The sequence below is a fragment of the Streptomyces corallincola genome, assembly GCF_019104725.1.
Taxonomy (GTDB): Bacteria; Actinomycetota; Actinomycetes; order Streptomycetales; family Streptomycetaceae; genus Streptomyces; species Streptomyces corallincola.
In genome coordinates this window covers 39,121-61,210 of record NZ_JAHRXF010000002.1, presented here as the reverse complement: position 1 = coordinate 61,210, position 22,090 = coordinate 39,121, and the positions used below count along the sequence as shown (strand labels likewise).

The following is a 22,090-nucleotide window of genomic DNA, read 5'->3' as shown; positions in this document are numbered from 1 at the left end:
CCCTTACAACGCCCGGTCCCATCTGCGAGTTCCCGAGGCCAACGGATACAGTCACGCCGAGGCAACCACGGGGACAGGAGAGGGTCATTACCGCCAACGGGCCGACGAGCTGGGCGTTCGCCGACGCCTTTGTCGCCGAGGACGAAGCGCTGCGCTGGGCCCGCGACCGGGCCCGCGAGGCAGGGCTGCGCTCGGTGTCGCCCGGCACGGGTGCCGCGCTGCGGCTGCTGGCCGCCTCGGTGGACGCGAAGGCGGTCGCGGAGATCGGCACCGGCTGCGGTGTGTCGGGCCTGCACCTCCTGCGCGGGATGCGCCCGGACGGCGTCCTGACCACGGTGGACCCGGAGCCCGAGCACCAGCAGTTCGCCCGGCAGGCGTTCCGCGCCTGCGGCTTCGCCAGCAACCGGGCCCGTTTCATCCCCGGCCACGCCCTGGACGTACTCCCCCGGCTCGCGGACGCGGGCTACGACCTGGTGTTCTGCGACGGCGACCGGCTGGAGTACCCGGCCTACTTCGCCGAATCGTTGCGCCTGCTGCGGCCGGGCGGGCTGGTGGTCTTCGAGGGCGTCTTCGCGGGCGGTCGCACGGTGGACTCGGGTCCGCAGCCGACCGAGGTGCTGCGGCTGCGCGAGCTGCTGCGCGCCGTGCGGGAGAGCACGGAGGACTCGGAAATGGTGGCCTCGCTGCTGCCGGTCGGGGACGGGCTGCTGTGCGTGGCGAACAGATGACGGGGACACGCGGACGGGCGTAGGGCATGCCCCGGTCCCGGACAAGCCGCAGCCCCGGCACCGCGTACGGTGCCGGGGCTGCGGCTTTGGGCCCACATTCTCCGGAGATCTCCGGTGCCTTCGGGCGCGTCCGTCGCGGTGCGTCAGACGACGACCTTCTTGAGGGCCTCGCCGAGCGCCTCGGCCTCGTCAGGGGTCAGCTCGACGACGAGCCGACCGCCGCCTTCGAGCGGAACGCGCATGACGATGCCCCGCCCCTCCTTGGTCACCTCGAGCGGGCCATCGCCCGTCCGCGGCTTCATGGCCGCCATGCTCGTACCCCTTCCTGGAAACCAGGTTCATCGTCTGCCGGGGCCCCGCGAGGGACGCCCGTGGTCCGGGCAGCGGACACACGCGACCGGCATCGAACACATTGCTTCCCGGCCATTATCCCGCATGGCCGCACCCGATGACCAACATCAATCGGCATCGCTTGGGCAACGCGCGCGAGCAAAACCACCCAATTCGGGGATGTGGCTGCGATACTCCGCCGACCTCGGGGGGACCACCCGGTACCTTCCCGCGTCTTTTGTTTGACGCAGGTCACACACACGGCCCGGTTCCGGCGCCGCGATCTCGGTCATGCTGTGCTTCGCAGAGGCCGCCACCGAGCGGTGGGCAGGGCACACACCGGGAGGATGCGTTCATGGCCGACACCGTGCTGTACGAGGTGGACCACGGACTCGCGACGATCACGCTCAACCGCCCCGAGGCGATGAACGCGCTGAACGTCGCGGCCAAGGAGGCACTGCGCGAGGCCGCCGAATCCGCCGCGACGGACACCGCCGTACGGGCGATCCTGCTGACCGCGGCCGGGGAGCGGGCGTTCTGCGTGGGGCAGGACCTCAAGGAGCACATCGGGCTGCTGGCCGAGGACCGGGAGACCGGGTCCGGGCAGGTCATGAGCACGGTGCGGCGGCACTACAACCCGATCACACGGGCGCTGGCCGGGGCGCCCAAGCCGGTGGTCGCGGCGGTGAACGGGGTCGCGGCGGGCGCGGGCCTCGGCTTCGCGCTGGCGGCGGACTACCGGCTGGTGGCGGACACCGCCGCGTTCAACACGGCGTTCGCGGGCGTCGCGCTCACCGCCGACTCGGGCATCTCCTGGACGCTGCCGCGCGTCGTCGGCCCCGGCCGCGCCGCCGACCTGCTGCTGTTCCCGCGCAACATCGGCGCCCGCGAGGCGCTGGAGCTGGGCATCGCCACCCGTGTGGTCCCGGCGGCGGACCTGCGCGCGGAGGCCGAGCGGACGGCGCGCGCGCTGGCCGAGGGGCCGACGGTGGCGTACGCGGCGATCAAGGAGGCGATGGTCTACGGGCTGTCGCACTCGCTCGACGAGACGCTGGAGAAGGAGGACGAGCTCCAGACCCGCGCGGGCGCCTCCGAGGACCACACGATCGCGGTGGACGCGTTCGTCAACAAGCGGAAGCCGGAGTACCGGGGCCGCTGAGCCGCCCCGGCGCCGGACGAGGGACGGTCAGCGGGCGGCGCGGCTCGCGCAGTCCGCGAGGTGGTCGTCCACCAGTCCGCACGCCTGCATCAGGGCGTACGCCGTGGTGGGGCCGACGAATCGGATGCCGCGCTTCTTCAGTGCCCTGGCGAGCGCGGTGGACTCCGGGGTGACCGCCGGGACGTCCGCGAGCGTGGCCGGTGCCGGGCGGGCCGCCGGGTCGGGCGCGTGGGACCAGATCAGCGCGTCCAGTTCGCCCTCCGCCCAGCCGGTGAGGACGCGGGCGTTGGCGAGGGTCGCGTCGATCTTGGCGCGGTTGCGGATGATCCCGGCGTCGGCCAGCAGCCGTTCCCGGTCGGCGTCGGTGAACACGGCGACCTCGTCGATGCGGAAGTCCGCGAACGCGGCGCGGAAGCCGGGGCGGCGGCGCAGGATCGTGATCCACGACAGGCCGGACTGGAACGCCTCCAGGGAGAGCCGTTCGAACAGCGCGTCGTCGCCGTGGACCGGGCGGCCCCACTCCTCGTCGTGGTAGGCGACGTAGTCCTCGGTGGACAGCGCCCACGGGCAGCGCGGCAGCCCGTCCGGGCCGACGGCCGCTCCCCCGCTCATCGCAGGTCCTCCGGTCCCGGTCCGCCCGGCCGCTGCTCCTGCCGGGCGTGCGCGGCGGCACGGGCACCGGCGAGGGCGGACTCCAGGTCCGCGATCCGGGCGTCCCGTTCCGCGAGTTCGGCGCCGATGCGGCCGAGGGCGTCGTCCACGTCGGCCATCCGGTAGCCGCGCGGGGCGACCGGGAAGCGCAGGCTCTCCACGTCCGCCCTGCGCACCGGGCGGTCCTCGGGCAGCGGGTCCTGGAGGCGTTCCGGGGCCGCGTCGGGCAGCGGGGCGTTCTCCCCGCCGCCGACCACCGCGAGTGTCACCCCGGCGACCACCACCACGAGGGCGACGACCAGGAACAGGAACACAACCATCGCCAGAAGTCCCCACGCTCGATGTACCGGCCGCTGCCGGACGCCACACTGTCAGACCCCGATCGTGCCATGCGCGGGCTGCGGCTAGGGTCGCAGGCGTCCGTCGGGGCGGCTGGCGCGCGGCGGTGCACGGAGATGAGGTCTCAGGGGATGCTCAGGCTGGGCAGGCGGGAATTCGGGCCGCACGAGCCGGTGATCATGGCGATCGTGAACCGGACCCCGGACTCCTTCTACGACCAGGGGGCCACGTTCCTCGACGAGCCCGCCCTCGCGCGGGTGGAGCGGGCGGTGGCCGAGGGCGCCGCGATCGTGGACATCGGCGGGGTCAAGGCCGGGCCCGGCGAGGAGGTCACCGCCGAGGAGGAGATCCGGCGCACGGCCGGGTTCGTCGCGGAGGTGCGGCGGCGGTTCCCGGACGTCGTGATCAGCGTGGACACCTGGCGGGCCGCCGTCGGCGAAGCCGTCTGCGACGCGGGCGCCGACCTCCTCAACGACGCCTGGGGCGGCGTCGATCCCGGCCTCGCCGAGGTCGCCGCCCGCTACCGCGCCGGGCTCGTCTGCACCCACGCGGGCGGCGCGGAGCCGCGTACCCGTCCGCACCGGGTGGTCTACGAGGACGTGGTCGCCGACATCCTGAAGGTCACCGTCGGGCTCGCCGAGCGTGCCGTCGAACTCGGTGTTCCCCGCGAGTCCGTGCTCATCGACCCCGGTCACGACTTCAACAAGAACACCCGCCACAGTCTTGAGGCCACCCGCCGCCTGGACGAACTGGTCGCCACCGGCTGGCCGGTGCTGGTGTCCCTGTCCAACAAGGACTTCGTGGGCGAGACCCTGGACCGCCCCGTGAAGGAACGTCTCCTCGGCACCCTCGCCACCACCGCCGTCTCCGCCTGGCTCGGCGCCCGGGTCTACCGCGTCCACGAGGTCGCCGAGACCCGGCAGATCCTGGACATGGTCGGTTCCATCGCGGGCCACCGGGACCCCGCGGTGGCCCGGCGGGGCCTGGCCTGACGGGACGGCGGCGCGGCCCGCCTCCCGGGGGGGCGCGGGGAACCCTGCGACCGGCCCACCCGCACCCGGCAGGCACCGCCTCAGCGAGCCGCCTCCTTGGACACCAGGGCCACCGCCTCTTCCACGTCGTCCGTGACGTGGAAGAGCAGCAGGTCCTTCTCGGACGCCTTGCCCTGGGAGACGAGGGTGTCGCGGAGCCAGTCGAGGAGGCCGCCCCAGTAGGAGCTGCCGAAGAGGACGATCGGGAAGCGGGTGACCTTCTGGGTCTGGACGAGGGTCAGCGCCTCGAACAGCTCGTCGAGGGTGCCGAGTCCACCGGGCAGGACGACGAATCCCTGCGCGTACTTCACGAACATCATCTTGCGGACGAAGAAGTAGCGGAAGTTCAGCCCGATATCGACGTAGGGGTTCAGCCCCTGCTCGAAGGGGAGCTCGATGCCGAGCCCGACGGAGACGCCGCCCGCCTGGGAGGCGCCCTTGTTGGCCGCTTCCATCGCGCCCGGCCCGCCCCCGGTGATGACGGCCCATCCGGCGTCCACGAGCGCGCCGCCGAGCCGGACCCCCGCGTCGTACTCGGGAGAGTCCACCGGGGTCCGGGCGGAGCCGAACACGCTGATGGCGGGCGGGAGTTCGGCGAGCGTGCCGAAGCCCTCGATGAACTCGGACTGGATGCGCAGGACGCGCCAGGGGTCGGTGTGGACCCAGTCGGAGGGCGCCCGCTCGTCCAGCAGACGCTGGTCGGTGGTGCTGGCGGTGACCTGCCCGCGTCGGCGGAGGACCGGCCCGAGCCGCTGCTCGTCCGGCGGCTGCTTCTTCCCCACGGGGTTTCCGGTAGCCATGTGCGCTCCCTCCGTTCGGCGGTGGTACAGCCTCAGCGTAGATCCACGCGGGTCAAGGACGGGGGACGCGGGCGTGTCCGGCCCAGGCATGTCCCGGACCGGAGAGGACCGCACCGGAGCGGCACGCGTCGTACCGTCCCCCGCTTACGCGGTCAGCCAGCGGCGCAGCCGCTCCTCGCCCGCGAGGATCTTCGCCACCTCCACCCGCTCGTCCCGCTTGTGTGCCAGATGCGGGTTGCCGGGGCCGTAGTTGACCGCGGGGACACCGAGCGCGGAGAAGCGGGAGACGTCGGTCCAGCCGTACTTGGGCCGCGGGGTGCCGCCGACGGCCTCGATGAACGCGACGGCGGCCGGGTGGGAGAGGCCGGGCAGCGCGCCGGGGCTGTGGTCGTCGATGACGAACTCCTCGACACCGCAGTCCGCGAACACCTCGCGGACGTGCGCGACGGCCTCGTCGCCGCTGCGGTCGGGCGCGTAGCGGAAGTTGACGGTGACCACGCACTCGTCGGGGATGACGTTGCCCGCGACCCCGCCGGAGATCCGGACCGCGTTGAGGCCCTCGCGGTACCGGAGCCCGTCGATGACCGGTTCGCGCGGCTCGTACGCGGCGAGCCGGGCGAGGATCGGCGCGGCGGCGTGCACGGCGTTGGAGCCCATCCAGCCGCGCGCGGAGTGGGCGCGCTCGCCCTTCGTCCTCAACAGGACCCGCAGGGTGCCCTGGCAGCCGCCCTCGACCTCGCCGTCGGACGGCTCCAGCAGGACCGCGAAGTCGCCGCGCAGCCACTCGGGCCGCTGCTCGGCCACGTGCTTGAGGCCGTTCAGCTCGGCGGCGACCTCCTCGTTGTCGTAGAAGACGAAGGTGAGATCGCGGTTGGGGGCGGGGACGGTGGCCGCGATGCGCAGCTGCACGGCGACGCCGGACTTCATGTCGCAGGTGCCGCAGCCCCAGAGCACACCGTCCTCGTCGAGCCGGGACGGCACGTTGTCCGCGATCGGCACGGTGTCGATGTGCCCGGCCAGCACGACGCGTTCGGCGCGGCCGAGGTCGGTGCGGGCGAGGACGTTGTTGCCGAGCCGCTCGACCGTCAGGTGCGGCAGGGTGCGCAGACCGGCCTCGATCGCGTCGGCGAGGGGCTTCTCGGTGCCGCTCTCGGAGGGGAGGTCAACGAGCCGCGCGGTGAGCGCGGCGGCGTCCAGGCTGAGGTCGAGCGAGGTCTCGGGCATACGGCCGAGCCTAGGGCCCGTCGTCAAACTCCCCTCGCGCGCCGTGCCGTCCGCGCCCGGCGCACCCGCCGTGAGGCGCCGGGCGGCCTCCAGTACCTTGTACGCGTGTCAGAGCCGTCCCCCTCGCGCCCCCGGCGCCGCCGTCTCGCGCGCCTCGGCGCCGCGTTGTTGGTCCTGGCGGCGGTCGCCGCGTACCTCGTGGCGCAGTACGTCACCGGAGGGCCGGGGCGCGGCTGCGTGGTGGTGTCCAACGACGGTGACGGCACCTCGTACGACTTCACGCCCGAGCAGGCGGTGAACGCGGCGACGATCACCGCCGTGGGCACCGGCCGGGGCATGCCGGAGCGGGCGGTGACGATCGCGCTGGCCACCGCGCTCCAGGAGTCCGGGCTGCGCAACCTCGACCACGGCGACCGGGATTCGCTGGGCCTGTTCCAGCAGCGCCCCTCGCAGGGCTGGGGCACGGAGCGGCAGATCATGGACCCGGCGTACGCGGCTGGGATCTTCTACGCCCACCTCGCCCGCGTGCCGGACTACAAGGAGCTGCCGCTGACGGTGGCCGCGCAGCGGGTGCAGCGCAGCGGCTACCCGGAGGCGTACGCCAAGCACGAGGGCGACGCGAAGCTGCTCGCGGCGGCCCTGACCGGCCAGGCGGCGGCCACCCTGAGCTGCGACGGGCGCCCCGCGCGGACGGCCGGGGCGAGCGGTCCGGACGCCGTACGGGCCGCGCTGGTACGGGACTTCGGGCGGGACGCGCTGAAGGAGACCGGCGCGGAGGTGGGCGGCACACGGGTGCCGTCGCCGTCCCCGGAGCCGAGCGTGACCTCGACGGCGCGCGGCCGGACGGTGACCGTGCCGGTGCCGGACGGCTCGGCGACGGACGCGGCGGGGCAGGACGAGCGCGAGCGCGGCTGGCAGCTCGCGCACTGGGCGGTGGCCAACTCCTCGGCCCTGCACATCGACCGGGTCGCCTACGGGGGCCGGGAGTGGACGGCGGGCGGCTCCGGCTGGCACACGGCACCGGCGTCGGCATCGGACGGCTCCGACGGTTCGGGCGGCACGGGTGACTCCGGCGGCTCCGACGCGCCGGGCGCCACCGGCGCGGACCCGGACGGCACCCCGGACGCCAAGGCGCCCACCCCGCCCGCCTTCCCGTCCACCGGGGCGGACCCCTCCGGGGACCCCTCGGGCACCACGGCGGGCGGCGGGAGCGGGGACGGCGCCGAGCGGCTCATGGGCGCGGTCCGGATCGTCACCGGACAGTAGTGCGGACGCTCCCCCGGCCGGGTTGCCGGGCCGGGCGGGGGCGGCGCCGGGGCGGGAGCGGGGGCGGGTGTTCCGATTCCCTTGGGAATCAAGGGCCGTAAGGGTTCCGCGAGCCCATCGGGCGACGGTGTTTGCCCGTTTTTATCCACAACTGATAATGCGATGCGTTATGCATTCTTTACCTTTGGCCTCCGCAACCTTCGCGGGCTTCGAGCGGTAGTCACGGCGTCCGACCGCGGACAGCACCACCGTTCACTCCCGTCGAATGGAGCATCATGTCCCTCCCCCTGACCCGCCGGATCGCCCGTGCCGCGCTGCTCGTCGCAGCGGGAGCGGCTGCCGGGGTCGGTGCGGCCGGCTCTGCCGGCGCGGCCACCCTGCCCGCCGCGACGCCGAACCTGGGCGGCCTGACCGCCCTGGACGGCGCGCAGGTGGGCAACACCGCGGACAGCGCCGCCCGGCACACCACCGGCACGGTCGGCGACGCGGGCGGCAAGGCCGTGAAGCAGGCGGTGCCCGCCGCGGGCAAGACCGGTGGCGGTGCCGTGAAGAAGGCCGCCCCGGTGGCGCAGAAGGCGGCGGGCGACGCGGCCGGGAGCGCGGGCGGCGTCCTCGGGGACACCGCGTCCACCGCGACCAAGGGCGGACTGCCGACGGACTCGCTCACCAAGGGCGGGCTGCCCACCTCGTCGCTCCCGGCCCTGCCGCTCGGCTGAGCCCCGCGGCACACCGAAGGGGCCGGTCCGGGAGCGCTTCGCGCTTCCCCGGACCGGCCCCTTCGTCCGTCCCCGTGGCGGTCTCAGCCGGACAGCCGGGCCACCGCCGCCGCGATCCGCTCGTCGGTCGCCGTCAGGGCCACCCGGACGAACCGGTCGCCCGCCGGGCCGTAGAAGTCGCCGGGGGCGACCAGGACGCCGCGCTCGGCCAGGTGCGCCACGGTGTCCCAGCAGGACTCCTCGCGCGTCGCCCACAGATAGAGGCTGGCCTCGCTGTGCTCGATGCGGAAGCCGCTCCCCAGCAGCGCGCCGCGCAGCAGTTCACGGCGGGCGGCGTAGCGCTCGCGCTGCACGCGGACGTGCTCGTCGTCGCCGAGGGCGGCCACCACCGCGGCCTGGGTCGGCGCGGAGGTCATCAGGCCCCCGTGCTTGCGGATCTCCAGCAGCGGGCCCAGCACCGCCGGGTCGCCCGCGATGAACGCGGCCCGGTAACCGGCCAGGTTGGACCGCTTGGACAGCGAGTGCACGGCCACGATGCCGTCGTACGAACCGCCGTTGACGTCCGGGTGCAGCACCGAGACCGGGTCGGCCTCCCAGCCCAGTTCGAGGTAGCACTCGTCCGCGACGAGCAGGACGCCGTGCTCGCGGGCCCAGGCGACGATGCCGGTCAGCTCGTCCGTGGAGAGCACCCGGCCGGTCGGGTTGGACGGGGAGTTGAGCCAGAGCAGCTTCAGCCCTGCCGGGTCCAGGTCGCGCGGGTCGTCGTAGACCTCGTGGGAGGCGCGGGCGAGACGGGCGCCGACCTCGTAGGTCGGGTAGGCCAGGCGCGGGTACGCGACGCGGTCGCCGGGGCCGAGGCCCAGCTGGGTCGGCAGCCAGGCGACGAGTTCCTTGGAGCCGACGACCGGCAGCACGTGCCGGTGGGTGACGCCGCGCGCGCCGAGGCGGCGCTCCAGCCAGCCGGTGATCGCGTCGCGCAGCGCGGGCGTGCCCCAGACCGTCGGGTAGCCGGGCGAGTCGGCCGCGTCCACCAGGGCCTTCTGGATCAGCTCGGGCACCGGATCGACCGGGGTGCCGACGGACAGATCGACGATGCCGTCCGGGTGCGCGGCGGCCGTCTTCTTGAACGGCTCCAGCCGGTCCCACGGGAAGGCGGGGAGGAGATCGGTGACTGCGGACACGGGGTGGTGCTCACTTTCCTGGTGACGGCGAAACGCCTCGGTCCCGCACGGCGGCGATCGGGGCGATCGTGCCGTACGGGACCGAGGCGGTGCTCAACTCGGACTGCCTGCCCGCCGGGTCACTCGCCCTGCGGGGGCAGCGCGGCGATGAAGGCGTGGTCACGCTCGATCAGGCCCAGCTTGCTGGCGCCGCCCGGGGAGCCCAGGTCGTCGAAGAACTCGACGTTCGCCTTGTAGTAGTCCTTCCACTCCTCCGGGGTGTCGTCCTCGTAGAAGATCGCCTCGACCGGGCAGACCGGTTCGCAGGCGCCACAGTCCACGCATTCGTCGGGGTGGATGTACAAGGACCGCTGGCCCTCGTAGATGCAATCGACAGGGCACTCCTCGATGCAGGCCTTGTCCTTCACATCGACACAAGGCTGCGCGATGACGTAGGTCACGCTGTCGTTCCTCCTCGGTAGGGCGCCGCGGGCCTCCTCGGGCTCCGCCGCCTGACGCGCGGAAGCGCGGCGTCGTGATGCCCGCCCCTAGTATCTCCGTTCCGGGGCACGATCCGAACAGGAGGGGTGTACCGACCCGTGGAATTCTCGGCGCAAGGGCGTCTCGTCGTCCGCATCACCGCTGCTGACGTGGGCAAAAGGGTCTCCGTACGACGCTTGGGCGAACCTGGCGCGGCGGTGGAGAAGTTCACCGACACGGTGGGTGTTCTCACATCATGGGACGACGACGTGGTCATGATCACACAGCGGGACGGGCGGAGTGTCCGGATTCCGCGCGCGCTGCTGGTCGCCGGGAAAGTGGTCCCGGCCGCTCCGGCGCGGCGCCGGGGGCCCGCCGCCTCGTACCGCGAGCTGGCGCGGATCGCCGCGCGGGCCTGGCCGCCGGTGGAGAGCGAGCCGCTGGGCGGGTGGGTGCTGCGCGCCGCCGCCGAGGAGCTGCCCGGCGGCGCCCGCCGGGGCTTCACCCGCCGCGCCAACAGCGCCCTCCCGGCGGGCGGCTCCGGGCTTCCCCTCGACGACACGCTGACCGCCGTACGGCGGTGGTACGGCGTACGGGGGCTGCCCGCGTACGTGCAGGCCGCGACCGGTGCCGAGGGCACGGACGAGCTGCTGTGCGCGGAGCTGGAGGCGCGCGGCTGGGTCCGGGAGGTCAGCGCCGAGCTGTGGACGGGCGCGCTGGCGCCGCTCGCGGACCGGGACGAGGGCGCCGGGGTCGCCCTGTCCCGCACGGCGGACGAGGCGTGGCTCGCGCGCTACCGGCGCAAGGGCGCGGGCGGGGTCGCGCTCCGGGTGCTGGGCGGTGGGCCGTCCGTGTGGTTCGCGTCCGTGCCGGGCGCCGAGGGGGCGCCGCCCGCCGCGATCGGGCGGTGCGTGGTGGACGGCCGCTGGGCGGGGTTCGCGGCGGTGGAGACCGACCCCGCGGCGCGCCGTACGGGGCTGGCCACCCGGATCGTCGCCGCGCTGGCCGGGCGGGCACTGGAGGAGGGCGCCTCGGCGGCCTGGCTCCAGGTGGAACGGGACAACGAGGGGGCGCGGGCGCTGTACGCGGGGCTGGGGATGTCGGCGCATCACGCCTACCACCACTACCGGGCGCCGGAGGGGTAGCGGGACGCGCGGGGGGTGCGGGGCCCTCGGGGTGTGCGGGGTGGGGTGGGGTTCGGGGAGATACGGGGGGTCGGATCGTCGTAGGGATCGCTGTGGAAGGGCATGAGCCAGACATGTACCGCCGTCTCCCCCCGCCGTACCCGCCCCCGCCGCAGCGTTCGGGCGAGGTGCGGCGGCGGTTCGGGGAGGAGGCGCGCGAGGAGCGGCCGGACCTCTCCGCGCTGTGCCTGCTGATCGGCGCGGAGACGGACGGGGCGCTGGACGAGGACGGGATCGACGCGGCGCAGATGGAGCTGGACCGGCTGGCGGGGATGCTGCCGTACCGGCCCGGCGGGCCGCGTGCCTGGGCGGAGGCGGTGCGGGCGCTGCTCGGGGAGCGGTGCGGGTTCCACGGGGTGCCGGGTGATTACCAGCGGCTCGAATCCTCGCTGCTGCACGAGGTGCTGCGGCGCGGGCGGGGGCTGCCGATCCTGCTGTCCGTGGTCTGGCTGGAGGTCGCCCGGCGGGCCGGGGCGCCGGTGTACGGGGTCGCGCTGCCCGGTCATTTCGTGGTCGGGTTCGGGGCGCCGGGTGAGCGGGTGCTGGCCGATCCGTTCGACGGGGGGCGGGTGCTGAGCGGGGCCGACGCGGAGGTTCTGGTGACCGGGGCGACCGGGGCTCCGCTGGAGGACACCATGCTGGAGCCCGCCGCTCCGCTGGATGTCGTGCAGCGGGTGCTCAACAACATCCGTTCCTGGGCCGCTGCCCGGCCCGAGCGCTCCGACATCGCCCTCCGGGCCGTGGACCTCAGTCTTCTGCTGCCCGCCCATCCCGCCCGGTTGCGCTACGAGCGCGGTCAACTCCTCGTCCAGCGGGGTGCGTTCACCGAGGGTGCGGATGAGCTGGAGACCTACGCGCACTTGATCGAGGTCGTGGACGAGGGTGCCGCCGGCAAGGTCCGCGAAGCCGCCCGCTGGGCCCGGGCCCGCCTGAACTGAGTCCGCCCGCTCGCCGCCGCGGTGGCCGATCGCGCGGGCCCCCTGGCTGCGGGCAGGCGTGCCGCTGGGGCGGCACGGGTGGGCGCGGCGGTGCCTCCCAGCGAGCAGCGCGTAATTGCTTCGCCCGGCCCGCGGCGACGCCGTCTCGTCACCAGTGCCCCTGGGGAGCTACAGCCAGCCCTTTTCCCGCGCTGTGCGTACCGCTTCGGCCCTGTTGCGGACCGCCAGTTTCTGGATCGCCGTGGAGAGGTAGTTGCGGACGGTGCCCTGGGAGAGGTGGAGGGCGGAGGACAGTTCCGCGTTGGTGGCGCCGTCGGCCGCGGCGCGGAGGACCTCGCGTTCGCGGTCCGTGAGGGGGTTGGCGCCTTCGGCGAGGGCGGCGGCGGCGAGGGTGGGATCGATGACGCGTTCGCCGGAGAGGACCGTGCGGACGGCGGCGGCGAGTTGGGCGGCGGGGGCGTCCTTGACCAGGAAGGCATCGGCGCCCGCCTCCATCGCGCTGCGGAGATAGCCGGGGCGGCCGAAGGTGGTGAGGACGACGAGTTTCACGCCGGGGTGGGCGCGGTGCACGCGGGCGGCGGCCTCGATGCCGGTGCAGCCGGGCATCTCGATGTCGAGGAGGGCGACGTCCACCCGGTGGGCGGCGACCGCCGCGAGCACCTCGTCGCCACGCGCGACCTGCGCGACGACCTCGATGTCGTCCTCCAGACCGAGCAGCGCGGCCAGCGCCTCCCGGACCATCGACTGGTCCTCCGCGAGCAGGACCCTGATCGGTGGCGTCATGCCCCGGATCCTACGTCCGGCGCACCGGCCGCCGGGACCCTGGCCAGCAGCCGGAACCCGCGCCGGGTCCGGCCCGCCTCCAGGGAGCCGCCCGCCGCCTCCAGCCGCTCGGTGAGCCCGGCGAGTCCGTTGCCGGGGACGGTCCTGGCGGGGCCGCCGGTGCCGTCGTCCTCGACGGCGAGTTCCAGTACGGGACCGTCCAGGGTCTGCCGGTGGGTGACGGAGACGACGCAGCGGGCGGCGCCGCTGTGCCGTACGACGTTGGTGACGCCTTCGCGCAGCGACCAGGCGAGGGCGGCCTCAACCTCCTCGGGGACGCCGGTGAGGTCGGGTTCGGCGGGCACTTGGGCGGCGACCCCGGCGGCCGTCAACGCCATGTGGGCGCCCGCGAGTTCGGCGGCGAGCCGGGCCCTGCGGTAGCCGGTGACGGCGGCCCGCACGTCCACCAGGGCCTGCCTGCTGACCTGTTCGATGTCGGCGACCTGCTGGGCGGCCTCCTCGGGGCGGCCGGGCAGCATCCGCCCGGCCAGTTCGCTCTTGAGCGTGATCAGGGAGAGCGAGTGCCCGAGCAAGTCGTGCAGGTCGCGGGCGAGCCGCAGCCGCTCCTCGTTGGCGGCGAGCTGCGCGACGGTGGCCCGTGCCTTGCGCAACTCCACGGTGGTGCGCACCAGTTGCCGTACACCGATCATGCCGAACCCGACGAGCACGGTGATCAGCAGCAGGTTCCGCGCCTCGGCCTCGTCGGAGTGCCGGCCCACCAGGTACATCAGGGCGGCGTTGACCGGGATGGCCACGTACGCGCCGCGCCGCGGCAGGGTGGCGCCGCACGCCACCGAGACGTAGACGAACAGGCCGAGCCAGGAGCCGCCGAGGCTGTGGGCGAGCACACAGGCGAGGACGGCGATCGTGCCGAGGAGGGTGCCGACGGTCCGCGCGGAGAACGGACGGCCCACGTTGCGGAAGACCAGCGAGAGGTAGGCGACGACGAAGGCGGCCAGTCCGGCGGCGCCCAGCGCGGTCGCGGCGGCCGAGTGGCGCCCCGAGACGAGGTCCTCCAGCGGCCAGCCGAGGAAGACCAGATAGGCGCCGATCCACAGCAGTTTGGCCGACAGTTCCCGGCGGTTGGTGGGGGGCCGCCCGATGGGCACGTCCCCCGGTCCGCCGGGACGGTCGCTGCGCTCCGTCATGGTGCTCACGCCTTCAGCGTGTCCTTCCGGTAGAGCCAGGCGGCGCCGCCCGCGAACAGGACGAAGAAGACGGCGAGGTTGGCGATGTCCCCCATGTGCGGAGCCTGGCTCTGCTCGATCGCCCGTCCCAGCCCGGCGTAGGCGTGGGTCGGCATCCACTTGGCGATGGACTGGAGCCAGCCGGGGAAGGTCGTCGTCGGCATCCACAGCCCGCCGAGCATGGACAGACCGAAGTACGTGATCATCGTGATCGGCCGGACCGCGTCCCCGCTCGCAAGATAGCCGATGGCCACCCCGAGGGCGGCGAACACCAGGCTGCCCGCCCAGATCGCCCCGGTGAGCGCCAGCCACTGCCAGCTCTCCATGCGCACGTCCTTCACCAGCGCGGCGACGACGAACACCACGACGATGGACGGCAGGCTGACCACGGCGGCACTGGCGGTCTTGGCGAGGACGTACCCGCGCCCCGGCAGCGTGGTGAGCCTCAGCTGCCGTACCCAGCCGCTCTCCCGCTCCTTGGCGATGCGCTCGCTGTTGCCCATGAGCACGGCGGTCAGCGCGCCGAAGGACGCCATCGACACCATCATGTACGTCGGCAGGGTGAGCCCGGTGCCGGGGAGCTTCGCCGTGGAGTCGGCGTTGCCCGCGATCAGCAGGAACAGCGCCGAGGGGTAGATCACCGAGAAGAACAGGAACTTGCGGTTGCGCAGGGCGCGGGCGAGTTCGAGCTTGATGAGGCCGTTCACTTCTGCTTCGCCTCCTCGGCGGTGGTGATGGCGACGAAGGCCTGCTCCAGACCGAGCCCGGTGACTTCGAGGTTGCGGGGGTAGAGGCCGATGCCGTAGAGCGCGTGGACGGTGGCGTCGGCGTCGGCGGACTGGAGGCGCACGGTCTGCCCGGAGACGTCGAGCGAGGTGAGGAAGGGCAGCGCGCCGAGCGCGGACTCGTCGGGGGTGCCGTCCAGGTCGAAGGAGACCCGGCGGGCGCCCGCCCGCGCCTTGATCTCGGCGGCGGTGCCGTCGGCGAGGAGGCGGCCCCGGTGCAGGACGAGCACCCGGTCGGCGATGGCGTCGGCCTCTTCGAGGTAGTGGGTGGCGAAGAGGACCGTACGGCCCTGGTCGGCCTGTTCGCGCATGGTGGCCCAGAACGCCTGCCGGGTGGTGACGTCCATGCCGGTGGTGGGTTCGTCCAGCACGATCAGGTCGCTGTCACCTGCGGTGGCGAGCGCGAAGCGGACCCGCTGGGCCTGTCCGCCGGAGAGCTTGTTGACCTTGCGGTCCGCGATCTGCGCGATGCCCGCGCGGGCCAGCACGTCCGACGCCTTGTACGGCTTCGGGTGCAACGAGCAGGCCAGCGCGACCAGTTCGGCGACGGTGACCTCGTCCATCAGGCCGCCGGTCTGGAGCATGGCACCCACCCGGCCCGCGACGATCGCCTCGCGCGGGGTGGTGCCGAGGACGCGGACCGTGCCGGTGTCGGGCTGCTTGAGCCCGAGGAGCAGGTCGAGCGTCGTGGACTTGCCGGCCCCGTTGGGGCCGAGGAGGGCCACGGTCTCCCCCGGATGCAGGGTCAGGCTCAGTCCGTCCACCGCGCGGACGTCGCCGAACGCCTTGCTCACCTGGTCGAACGCGACCACCGAAGCTGTCGTTGTCATACCCCCATGCTGGCCCGCCCGCATCCCGCGGGGACAGTGCCGTGCGTCCGGAGTGCCGCATGACGGATGTCATGCGGCACCCGTGACGTACGGACCGGGGGTGCCGCTCAGGTCGGGTTGACATCGATGACGCCGACCCGCTGGGCGGCCGTCCTGCCGAGCAGGGCCTTGCGCAGCGCGGCGGCCACGTCCTGCGGGAGGATGTCCCGTTTGCCGCTCGCGCCCTGGACCTCGACGCCCTCGAAGGTGCTGCCGTAGGCGGTCTGAAGAGCCTTCAGGTCGAAGTAGTCCACCAGCTTCCCGTCCACCGCCTTGAAGCGGAGGATCTTCGGCAGCGACACCGGGCCGAACGGGATGCTGTGCGCGGCGTCGGTGCGCACGGTGACCAGGCCGGACATCGCGGGCTGCGCGAACTCCTTCAGCTCCCGGTTCACCTCGGTGTCCGACACACTCGGCTGCTTCATCGTGGTCGGCACGGTGACCGGCGCGGCGGTCTCCGTCTCGACCAGCGAGCGGTACGCCCGCTCGATCGCCGGGGTGGCCTGCCCGGCGTCCACCGCCTTGCCCGCCTTGCCGTAGACGGGTACGGCCTTGCCCCCGGCGAAGGTGATGCCGCCCTCGGTGACCGAGCCGGAGCCGCCGCCCGCCTGCTGGAGCGCGGCCTGGAGCTTCTCCTCGTCCACCGGCATGACGGGCTCGATCACCCGCTTCTGCCCGAACAGCGAACCGACCACGGAGACCGGGTTGTAGTCGCTGGTGGCGGCCTTGGCGACGGTGGCCTGGTAGTCGAACTGGAGACCCGCGTTCTCCGGGGTGAGGGAGATCGTTTTCCCCCCCACGTCCAGCTTCAGCGGCTTGTTGACCCGCCCGCCGAAAGCCTGGTCGAGCTTCTTGACGGCGTCGTCGCGGGTGCCGCCGCCGATGTCCAGGCCGAGCACGGTGGTGCCCCTGGGGACGTCGGTGTGGTTCATCAGCAGCCCGGCCGCGTAGGTGCCGCCCGCCGCGACGACCACGAGCGCCGTGAGCAGGACCAGCTTGCTGCGGCCCTTCTTCTTCGGCTTGGCGGGCGCGGACGCCTGCGCCGCCGGTGCGGGCCGGGGTGCCGCCGGTGCGGCCGGGTTCCCGGCGCCGGGCGCGAACGGGCCGCCGGGGACGACCGGGATGCCGGTGGTGACGGTGTGTCCGGAGACGTGGTCGGCACGGGGGCCGCCGGGCACCGGGACCGGTGTCTGCGGGGTGAGGATCGCGGTGTCGTCGCTGAGCGCACCGCCCGCCGCGCGTGCGCCGGGGGCGGTCGGGGCGCCGGGCAGGTGCGGGTCGCCGTAGCCGCCGGGGGCGTCGAAGCGCTCGCCGGGCTCCATGCCCGGATCGCGCGGGACCGGCGGAACGTAGGGGCCGTCGCCGGTGACCGGGCCTGTGGTCGGTCCGGCCGGGTGCTGCGGACCGCGTCCGGCGGGGCCACCGGCGCCGCCCGGAGAGCCGGGGCCGCCGGGACGGCCCGCGCCGTTGCCGGAGCGGAGGTCGTGGCTGCCGGTGTCGGAGAAGTACGGCAGATCGTCGCGGGTCACGTCGGCGCCGCCGGGCGCGTTGGGGCGGGAGCCCGCGGTGAGCGCCTCGGTGACGTCGAAGGAGCCGGTGCCGCCGCCGTGGCCGGGGGCGACCTTGCCGCCGGTGGCGCCGGGCAGACCCTGGGCGGCACCGGTGCCGGTGCCGTTGCCGTTGCCGTTGGGGCGGGGTGCGCCGGGCGCGCTCATGGAGCCGACCACACCGCCGGGGCGGGAGCCGGGTGCGGGGGCACCGGTGGAGCCGCCGGGCAGTCCCGCGCCGTTGGTGCCGTGCGCACCGGCGGGAGCGGCGCCCGCCGCCGGAGCGGTGGGAATTCCGGCGCCGTTGGTGCCGCCGCCGCCCGGACCGCCCTTGGCGGACTGGGGCTTGCGCGGGGCGAACCAGTCGCTGGTCTTCTCCCCGGCCGGTGCCGCGGGCTCGGCCGGGACCGGCTCGGGGGCGGGCGCGGCCGGGGCGTCCGGCGCCTGCCGCTGCTCGGCGGGGGCGTCGTCGGCGGCGCCCTCGCCGTCCGCGACGGTGGTGCGCACCACGACGGGCGGGATGGGCCGGGACCCGGGGATGTTGATCCGCACGCGGGTCGTCAGCGTGGTCTCGGTCTTGCGCTCCTCGGGCGGCCCGTCCGGACGCCCGGTGCCCGCTCCGGCACCGGAGGCCAGCGGGGTGCCGTACGGCGGTGTCCCGGAGGGATACGCGGGTCCGCCGGTCCCGTTGGGCCCGGAGGACGGAGTGTCAGTTTCACGACTCAAGGCAGGTTCTCCCGATTGGCTCCGCCGCCCGTCACGTCCTCAGCGGGCAAGCTCGGCGGCGCGCACCACCATACTGGCCGCGTCCGGCCGGTATCCCTGACCATCTGGGAAACCCACACGGGACTCCCACGCGTGCGGTACGGCGAAGTGGTACGTCACTTCCCAAGTCGGGCGACCTGTCAGGCACCCCGAGCCGGTGACCGCCGCCCCGGACCGAGGGTGGCGCAGATCACAGCCACGGCCATGCCGCCCAGCAGGAAGGCGTACGAGCCCGCGCCCGCGCCGAACAGGAAGTCTCCCTCGGGCCGACTGGTGGTCAGCAGCACCACGGTGACGATCCATCCGGCGACCGGCGCGACCGCACCGGCCCGGCCGCCGAGCGCGTACGCCCCGGCGAGGAACAGCCCGGCGGCACCGGCGAGGGCGAGCAGCAGCCCGCCGGGGAACCAGGCGCCCTGGACCAGGGTCCCGGCGAGCGCGACGACCCCGCCGAGCAGGAACAGGCCGACGTGGGCGGCGGCGCGGCCGGGGGTGGGGCGGCCGAGCGGCTGGGCGAGCCCGGAACCGGTGGTGCTCATGCGCCCTCCTCGGCGGCGGTGTCACCGGCGGTACCGGAGGCGGCCCCGGCGGCTGCCGTGCCGGTCACACCCGCGAACAGGTCGGTCTCGCCCGGCAGCGCGCGCCCGCGGACGAGTTCGTAGTGCTCGCTGGTGAACAGCGGCTGGGCGAGATCGTTGGAGAGGGCGAAGTACGGTCCGGCCACCTCGATCTGGGTGGCGTGGGCACGCATCGCGGCGGCCTTCGCGCCCGCGAAGGCGCTGCCGTCCACGACGGTGGTGATCCGCTCGTCCGGCACCACTCCGGGTACGTCGGCCACCTCGGCGCTCCGGGCGAACGGCAGGCCGGGCAGCTCCTCGCGCAGCCGGGCGAAGGCGGCCTCCGCGACCGAGCGGGGCATGCGGTTCCAGTAGACCTTCTCGATCCGGTGCCCGCGCGCGTCCGCGAGTTCGACGGCGCGCATGGCGACGCGGTGGGCCTGGATGTGGTCGGGGTGTCCGTAGCCGCCGTGGTCGTCGTAGGTGACGAGGACCTGGGGGCGTACGTCGAGGACGACGGCGGCGAGGGCGCCCGCGGCCTCGTCGAGGTCGGCCCGCCAGAAGCAGCCGGGGTCGTCGTTGTCCGCGGTGTCCATCATCCCGGAGTCGCCGTAGCGGCCGGGCCCGCCGAGCAGCCGGACATCGGTGACGCCCAGCTCCCGCGTCGCCGCCGCCAGTTCCTCCCGCCGGTGCGCGCCGAGCGCGGCGCCGGTGAGGTGCCGCAGACCGGGCGGGATGACCTCGCCGCGCTCACCGAGCGTGCAGGTGACCAGGGTCACGTGCACGCCCTCGGCCGCGTACCTGGCCATGCTCGCGCCGTTGTTGATCGACTCGTCGTCCGGGTGCGCGTGCACCAGGAGCAGACGCCGGTCGGGCAGTTCCGTCATGGGCCCACCCTACGAGTCCGCGGGGCCGGTCAGAACTTGAGGTTGCCGATCATGCTCGCGACGTTGGACGTGAACTGGCTGATCGTCGGGGCCACGGTCGAGGAGGCCAGATAGAAGCCCAGCAGCATGCAGATCGCCGCGTGGCCCCCCTTCAGACCCGACTTCTTGATCAGCAAGAAGACGACGATCGCCAGCAGCACCACCGCCGAAATCGAGAGTGCCACGGCGGTTCACCTCCAAAGATCCCAGGGACGCGGGGGGTCGGACTGTGGGGGTTGTGACCCGGCCGGGACCGGGCGGCAGTTCCAAGCGGGCGCCAGCGGGTTCATACCCACACAGCGACAGTGATCATAACTATCCGTGCTCGCGCATCGCTCGGCGCACGGCCGCACAAGGGGGCGCATGGCCAATATGGTCGGGGTATGACGCCCCAGGCAGAGAACGCCGAGCCCGCGACGACGACCGAGCCCGAGGAGTCCGCCGGACCGGCGGACTCCTTCCCGCGCAAGCACGCCCGCACCCAGCGCTTCACCCGTGGCGCCCCGCGCGCCTTCACCGTCGCCCCGGACGGGGCGCGGGTGGTGTTCCTGCGGTCCTCCTCCGGGAGCGACCCGGCGGGCTCGCTGTGGACGCTGGACCCCGCCGACGGCTCCGAACGCCTGGTCGCGGACGCCCGCGCGCTGCTCGGCGGGGCCGGTGAGGAGCTGTCACCGGAGGAGCGGGCGCGCCGGGAACGCAGCCGCGAGGGCGGCGCCGGGATCGTCGGGTACGCGACCGACGCGGCCTGCGCCACGGCCGCGTTCGCCCTGTCCGGGCGCCTGTTCACGGCGGACCTGGCGGCCGGGACGGTACGCGGACTCGCGGTGTCCGGCCCGGTGATCGACCCGCGCCCGGCGCCCGACGGACGGCACGTGGCGTACGTCGCGCGGGGCGCGCTCAGGGTCGTGGACGTCGCGGAGGGCACCGACCGCGAGCTGGCCGGGCCCGAGGCTCCGGCGGCGCCGGAGGGCACCGTGACGTACGGCCTGGCGGAGTTCGTCGCCGCCGAGGAGATGCAGCGGACCCGGGGTTTCTGGTGGTCCCCGGAGTCGGACCGGCTGCTGGTGGCACGGGTGGACGACTCCCCCGTGCGGCGCTGGTGGATCGCGGACCCGGCGCACCCCGGCCGGGAGCCCAACCGGGTCGGATACCCGGCGGCGGGCACCGCGAACGCGGAGGTGCGGCTGTTCGTGCTGGGCCTGGACGGGGGGCGCACGGAGGTCGTGTGGGACCGGGCGCGGCACCCATATCTGGCGCGGGTGCACTGGTCGTCCTCGGGCGCGCCGCTGCTGCTGGTGCAGGGCCGGGACCAGCGCGGCCAGGTGTATCTGGCGGTGGACCCGGAGTCGGGGGCCACCCGGATGGTGCACGCGGAGGAAGATCCGATTTGGCTTGATCTTTTCGGTGGGGTGCCGTGCTGGAGCCCCTCGGGACAGCTGGTCCGGATCGCGGACGAGGGCGGCGCACGGGTGCTCGCGGTGGGTGAACGCCCGCTCACCGGCGGCCAGTTGCACATCCGTTCGGTACTCGACGTCACGGCCGACGACGTGCTGGTGACGGCGTCGGCGGGTGCGGAGGCGGAGCACCCGGAGACCGGCGAGATCCATGTGTACCGGGTGAACGAACTCGGCGTGGCCCGCGTCTCCGGAGAACCCGGCGTGCACACGGCGGTGCGCGGCGGCGGGGTGACCGTCCTGCTGTCGGCGACGCTGGACACTCCGGGCACCCGTGTCCAGGTCCTGCGGGACGGAAAACAGACAGCCGAGGTTCCGTCATATGCCGAAGTGCCCGGCTTCGCACCCCGCGTGACCTTGACCGAGGGGGGCGCACGCAGGATTCCGTGCGCCGTGCTCATGCCACGGGACTACGACGGAACGACCCCGCTGCCGGTGCTGCTCGACCCCTACGGCGGCCCGCACGGCCAGCGTGTGGTCGCCGCCCACCACGCCCATCTGACCTCGCAGTGGTTCGCGGACCAGGGATTCGCCGTGGTCGTCGCGGACGGCCGGGGCACCCCGGGCCGCTCCCCCGCCTGGGAGAAGGCCGTCCGCGACGACCTCGCGGAGGTGGTCCTCACCGACCAGGTGGACGCGCTGCACGCGCTCGCCGCCGACTTCCCGCTCGACCTCGGCCGGGTCGCGATCCGCGGCTGGTCCTTCGGCGGCTACCTCGCCGCGCTGGCCGTGCTGCGCCGCCCGGACGTCTTCCACGCGGCGGTCGTCGGCGCCCCGGTGACCGACCTGCGCCTCTACGACACCCATTACCAGGAGCGCTATCTCGGGCACCCGGACGAGGCGCCCGAGGTGTACCGGCGCAACTCCCTGGTGGACGACGCCGGTCTGGTGGACCCGGCGGAGCCGCACCGCCCGATGATGATCGTCCACGGCCTCGCGGACGACAACGTGGTGGTCGCGCACTCCCTGCGGCTGTCCTCGGCGCTGCTGGCCGCGGGCCGCCCGCACGAGGTGCTGCCGCTGTCCGGGGTGACCCACATGACCCCGCAGGAGGAGGTCGCGGAGAACCTGCTCCTCTTCCAGCTCGACTTCCTGCGCCGCTCGCTGGGCCCGACCGGGTCCGGGCCGGGCACCGCCGCTCGTTAACACGGGGGCAACTCCGCGGAAGCGAC

The 22,090-nt window shown here is 74.0% G+C and carries 22 protein-coding genes and 1 pseudogene; 8 read left to right on the top strand and 15 right to left on the bottom strand.

Annotated elements, in window-relative coordinates; genetic code table 11:
- Positions 1–20 precede the first annotated feature (20 nt).
- Positions 21–728, top strand: a complete 708-nt coding sequence (locus tag KUM39_RS01820; RefSeq protein WP_308288022.1) for an O-methyltransferase — start codon at positions 21–23, stop codon at positions 726–728.
- 143 nt (positions 729–871) lie between these two features.
- Here KUM39_RS01820 and KUM39_RS01815 read toward each other — a convergent pair whose 3' ends face one another.
- Positions 872–1,039, bottom strand: coding sequence for a DUF3117 domain-containing protein (locus KUM39_RS01815; protein ID WP_217783546.1), 168 nt, complete (start codon positions 1,037–1,039; stop codon positions 872–874).
- A gap of 374 nt (positions 1,040–1,413) precedes the next feature.
- On the opposite strand from KUM39_RS01815, the gene chcB reads away from it, so the two are divergent.
- On the top strand, positions 1,414–2,217 hold the full coding sequence (gene chcB, locus KUM39_RS01810) for a 2-cyclohexenylcarbonyl CoA isomerase (RefSeq protein WP_217783545.1): 804 nt from the start codon (positions 1,414–1,416) through the stop codon (positions 2,215–2,217).
- Positions 2,218–2,244: 27 nt separating this feature from the next.
- Here chcB and KUM39_RS01805 read toward each other — a convergent pair whose 3' ends face one another.
- Both KUM39_RS01805 and KUM39_RS01800 read right to left on the bottom strand, forming a co-directional pair.
- Positions 2,245–2,829, bottom strand: a complete 585-nt coding sequence (locus KUM39_RS01805) for a DNA-3-methyladenine glycosylase I (RefSeq protein ID WP_217783544.1) — start codon at positions 2,827–2,829, stop codon at positions 2,245–2,247.
- A complete protein-coding gene (locus KUM39_RS01800; protein WP_217783543.1) occupies positions 2,826–3,188 on the bottom strand; it encodes a DivIVA domain-containing protein in 363 nt (120 codons plus the stop codon). The genes KUM39_RS01805 and KUM39_RS01800 overlap by 4 nt, the downstream gene beginning before the upstream one ends.
- A gap of 150 nt (positions 3,189–3,338) precedes the next feature.
- Here KUM39_RS01800 and folP point away from each other — a divergent pair, with 150 nt between their 5' ends.
- Positions 3,339–4,199 (top strand): dihydropteroate synthase, encoded by an 861-nt coding sequence (folP, locus tag KUM39_RS01795; protein ID WP_217783758.1) that lies wholly within the window; start codon positions 3,339–3,341, stop codon positions 4,197–4,199.
- 80 nt (positions 4,200–4,279) lie between these two features.
- On the opposite strand, the gene KUM39_RS01790 is transcribed toward folP, so the two are convergent.
- Positions 4,280–5,038, bottom strand: coding sequence for an LOG family protein (locus KUM39_RS01790; RefSeq protein WP_217783542.1), 759 nt, complete (start codon positions 5,036–5,038; stop codon positions 4,280–4,282).
- A gap of 144 nt (positions 5,039–5,182) precedes the next feature.
- Positions 5,183–6,262: a succinyl-diaminopimelate desuccinylase gene (gene dapE / locus KUM39_RS01785; protein ID WP_217783541.1), complete on the bottom strand. Its 1,080-nt coding sequence runs from the start codon at positions 6,260–6,262 to the stop codon at positions 5,183–5,185.
- Between the two features lie 105 nt (positions 6,263–6,367).
- Between dapE and KUM39_RS01780 the strand changes: the two are divergent.
- Together KUM39_RS01780 and KUM39_RS01775 are read left to right on the top strand one after the other, a co-directional pair.
- Positions 6,368–7,315, top strand: a pseudogene (locus tag KUM39_RS01780) (VldE C-terminal domain-containing protein); the annotation flags it as partial.
- A gap of 488 nt (positions 7,316–7,803) precedes the next feature.
- Positions 7,804–8,244 carry an ATP-binding protein gene (locus KUM39_RS01775; RefSeq protein WP_217783540.1) on the top strand — a complete coding sequence of 147 codons (441 nt, stop codon included), beginning with the start codon at positions 7,804–7,806 and terminating at the stop codon, positions 8,242–8,244.
- Positions 8,245–8,327: 83 nt separating this feature from the next.
- On the opposite strand, the gene KUM39_RS01770 is transcribed toward KUM39_RS01775, so the two are convergent.
- Entirely contained in the window at positions 8,328–9,425 is a 1,098-nt protein-coding gene (locus KUM39_RS01770; RefSeq protein ID WP_217783539.1) for a bifunctional succinyldiaminopimelate transaminase/glutamate-prephenate aminotransferase, read from the bottom strand.
- Between the two features lie 119 nt (positions 9,426–9,544).
- Positions 9,545–9,865 (bottom strand): ferredoxin, encoded by a 321-nt coding sequence (gene fdxA / locus KUM39_RS01765; protein ID WP_217783538.1) that lies wholly within the window; start codon positions 9,863–9,865, stop codon positions 9,545–9,547.
- Positions 9,866–10,003: 138 nt separating this feature from the next.
- On the opposite strand from fdxA, the gene KUM39_RS01760 reads away from it, so the two are divergent.
- On the top strand, positions 10,004–11,029 hold the full coding sequence (locus KUM39_RS01760; RefSeq protein ID WP_217783537.1) for a GNAT family N-acetyltransferase: 1,026 nt from the start codon (positions 10,004–10,006) through the stop codon (positions 11,027–11,029).
- A gap of 113 nt (positions 11,030–11,142) precedes the next feature.
- Complete coding sequence (locus tag KUM39_RS01755) at positions 11,143–12,006, top strand: transglutaminase family protein (protein ID WP_217783536.1); 864 nt, start codon at positions 11,143–11,145, stop codon at positions 12,004–12,006.
- 168 nt (positions 12,007–12,174) lie between these two features.
- On the opposite strand, the gene KUM39_RS01750 is transcribed toward KUM39_RS01755, so the two are convergent.
- From KUM39_RS01750 to KUM39_RS01715, 8 genes are all read right to left on the bottom strand, one after another.
- Positions 12,175–12,789: a response regulator transcription factor gene (locus tag KUM39_RS01750; protein ID WP_217783535.1), complete on the bottom strand. Its 615-nt coding sequence runs from the start codon at positions 12,787–12,789 to the stop codon at positions 12,175–12,177.
- Positions 12,786–13,985, bottom strand: coding sequence for a sensor histidine kinase (locus tag KUM39_RS01745; RefSeq protein ID WP_372455690.1), 1,200 nt, complete (start codon positions 13,983–13,985; stop codon positions 12,786–12,788). The genes KUM39_RS01750 and KUM39_RS01745 overlap by 4 nt, the downstream gene beginning before the upstream one ends.
- On the bottom strand, positions 13,982–14,722 hold the full coding sequence (locus KUM39_RS01740; RefSeq protein WP_217783534.1) for an ABC transporter permease: 741 nt from the start codon (positions 14,720–14,722) through the stop codon (positions 13,982–13,984). Before KUM39_RS01740 ends, KUM39_RS01745 begins: the two co-directional genes overlap by 4 nt.
- Positions 14,719–15,630: an ABC transporter ATP-binding protein gene (locus tag KUM39_RS01735; RefSeq protein ID WP_217783533.1), complete on the bottom strand. Its 912-nt coding sequence runs from the start codon at positions 15,628–15,630 to the stop codon at positions 14,719–14,721. Before KUM39_RS01735 ends, KUM39_RS01740 begins: the two co-directional genes overlap by 4 nt.
- A gap of 107 nt (positions 15,631–15,737) precedes the next feature.
- Entirely contained in the window at positions 15,738–17,942 is a 2,205-nt protein-coding gene (locus tag KUM39_RS01730; protein ID WP_217783532.1) for a peptidoglycan binding domain-containing protein, read from the bottom strand.
- A 179-nt stretch (positions 17,943–18,121) separates the two neighbouring features.
- Positions 18,122–18,520, bottom strand: coding sequence for a DUF6113 family protein (locus KUM39_RS01725; RefSeq protein ID WP_217783531.1), 399 nt, complete (start codon positions 18,518–18,520; stop codon positions 18,122–18,124).
- Positions 18,517–19,425, bottom strand: coding sequence for an N-acetyl-1-D-myo-inositol-2-amino-2-deoxy-alpha-D-glucopyranoside deacetylase (gene mshB, locus KUM39_RS01720; protein WP_217783530.1), 909 nt, complete (start codon positions 19,423–19,425; stop codon positions 18,517–18,519). Before mshB ends, KUM39_RS01725 begins: the two co-directional genes overlap by 4 nt.
- Before the next feature lie 29 nt (positions 19,426–19,454).
- Positions 19,455–19,649: a hypothetical protein gene (locus tag KUM39_RS01715; protein ID WP_217783529.1), complete on the bottom strand. Its 195-nt coding sequence runs from the start codon at positions 19,647–19,649 to the stop codon at positions 19,455–19,457.
- Positions 19,650–19,847: 198 nt separating this feature from the next.
- Here KUM39_RS01715 and KUM39_RS01710 point away from each other — a divergent pair, with 198 nt between their 5' ends.
- Complete coding sequence (locus KUM39_RS01710; protein WP_217783528.1) at positions 19,848–22,064, top strand: S9 family peptidase; 2,217 nt, start codon at positions 19,848–19,850, stop codon at positions 22,062–22,064.
- Positions 22,065–22,090: the final 26 nt, after the last annotated feature.

Excerpts from the sequence above, each read along its gene's own strand:
- KUM39_RS01710 (WP_217783528.1), top strand. The coding sequence starts at position 19,848 with ATGACGCCCCAGGCAGAGAACGCCGAGCCCGCGACGACGACCGAGCCC.
- dapE (WP_217783541.1), bottom strand. The coding sequence starts at position 6,262 with ATGCCCGAGACCTCGCTCGACCTCAGCCTGGACGCCGCCGCGCTCACC.
- chcB (WP_217783545.1), top strand. The coding sequence starts at position 1,414 with ATGGCCGACACCGTGCTGTACGAGGTGGACCACGGACTCGCGACGATC.
- folP (WP_217783758.1), top strand. The coding sequence starts at position 3,339 with ATGCTCAGGCTGGGCAGGCGGGAATTCGGGCCGCACGAGCCGGTGATC.
- KUM39_RS01805 (WP_217783544.1), bottom strand. The coding sequence starts at position 2,829 with ATGAGCGGGGGAGCGGCCGTCGGCCCGGACGGGCTGCCGCGCTGCCCG.
- KUM39_RS01790 (WP_217783542.1), bottom strand. The coding sequence starts at position 5,038 with ATGGCTACCGGAAACCCCGTGGGGAAGAAGCAGCCGCCGGACGAGCAG.
- KUM39_RS01755 (WP_217783536.1), top strand. The coding sequence starts at position 11,143 with ATGTACCGCCGTCTCCCCCCGCCGTACCCGCCCCCGCCGCAGCGTTCG.
- KUM39_RS01815 (WP_217783546.1), bottom strand. The coding sequence starts at position 1,039 with ATGGCGGCCATGAAGCCGCGGACGGGCGATGGCCCGCTCGAGGTGACC.
- KUM39_RS01750 (WP_217783535.1), bottom strand. The coding sequence starts at position 12,789 with ATGACGCCACCGATCAGGGTCCTGCTCGCGGAGGACCAGTCGATGGTC.
- mshB (WP_217783530.1), bottom strand. The coding sequence starts at position 19,425 with ATGACGGAACTGCCCGACCGGCGTCTGCTCCTGGTGCACGCGCACCCG.
- KUM39_RS01735 (WP_217783533.1), bottom strand. The coding sequence starts at position 15,630 with ATGACAACGACAGCTTCGGTGGTCGCGTTCGACCAGGTGAGCAAGGCG.
- KUM39_RS01775 (WP_217783540.1), top strand. The coding sequence starts at position 7,804 with ATGTCCCTCCCCCTGACCCGCCGGATCGCCCGTGCCGCGCTGCTCGTC.
- KUM39_RS01800 (WP_217783543.1), bottom strand. The coding sequence starts at position 3,188 with ATGGTTGTGTTCCTGTTCCTGGTCGTCGCCCTCGTGGTGGTGGTCGCC.
- KUM39_RS01725 (WP_217783531.1), bottom strand. The coding sequence starts at position 18,520 with ATGAGCACCACCGGTTCCGGGCTCGCCCAGCCGCTCGGCCGCCCCACC.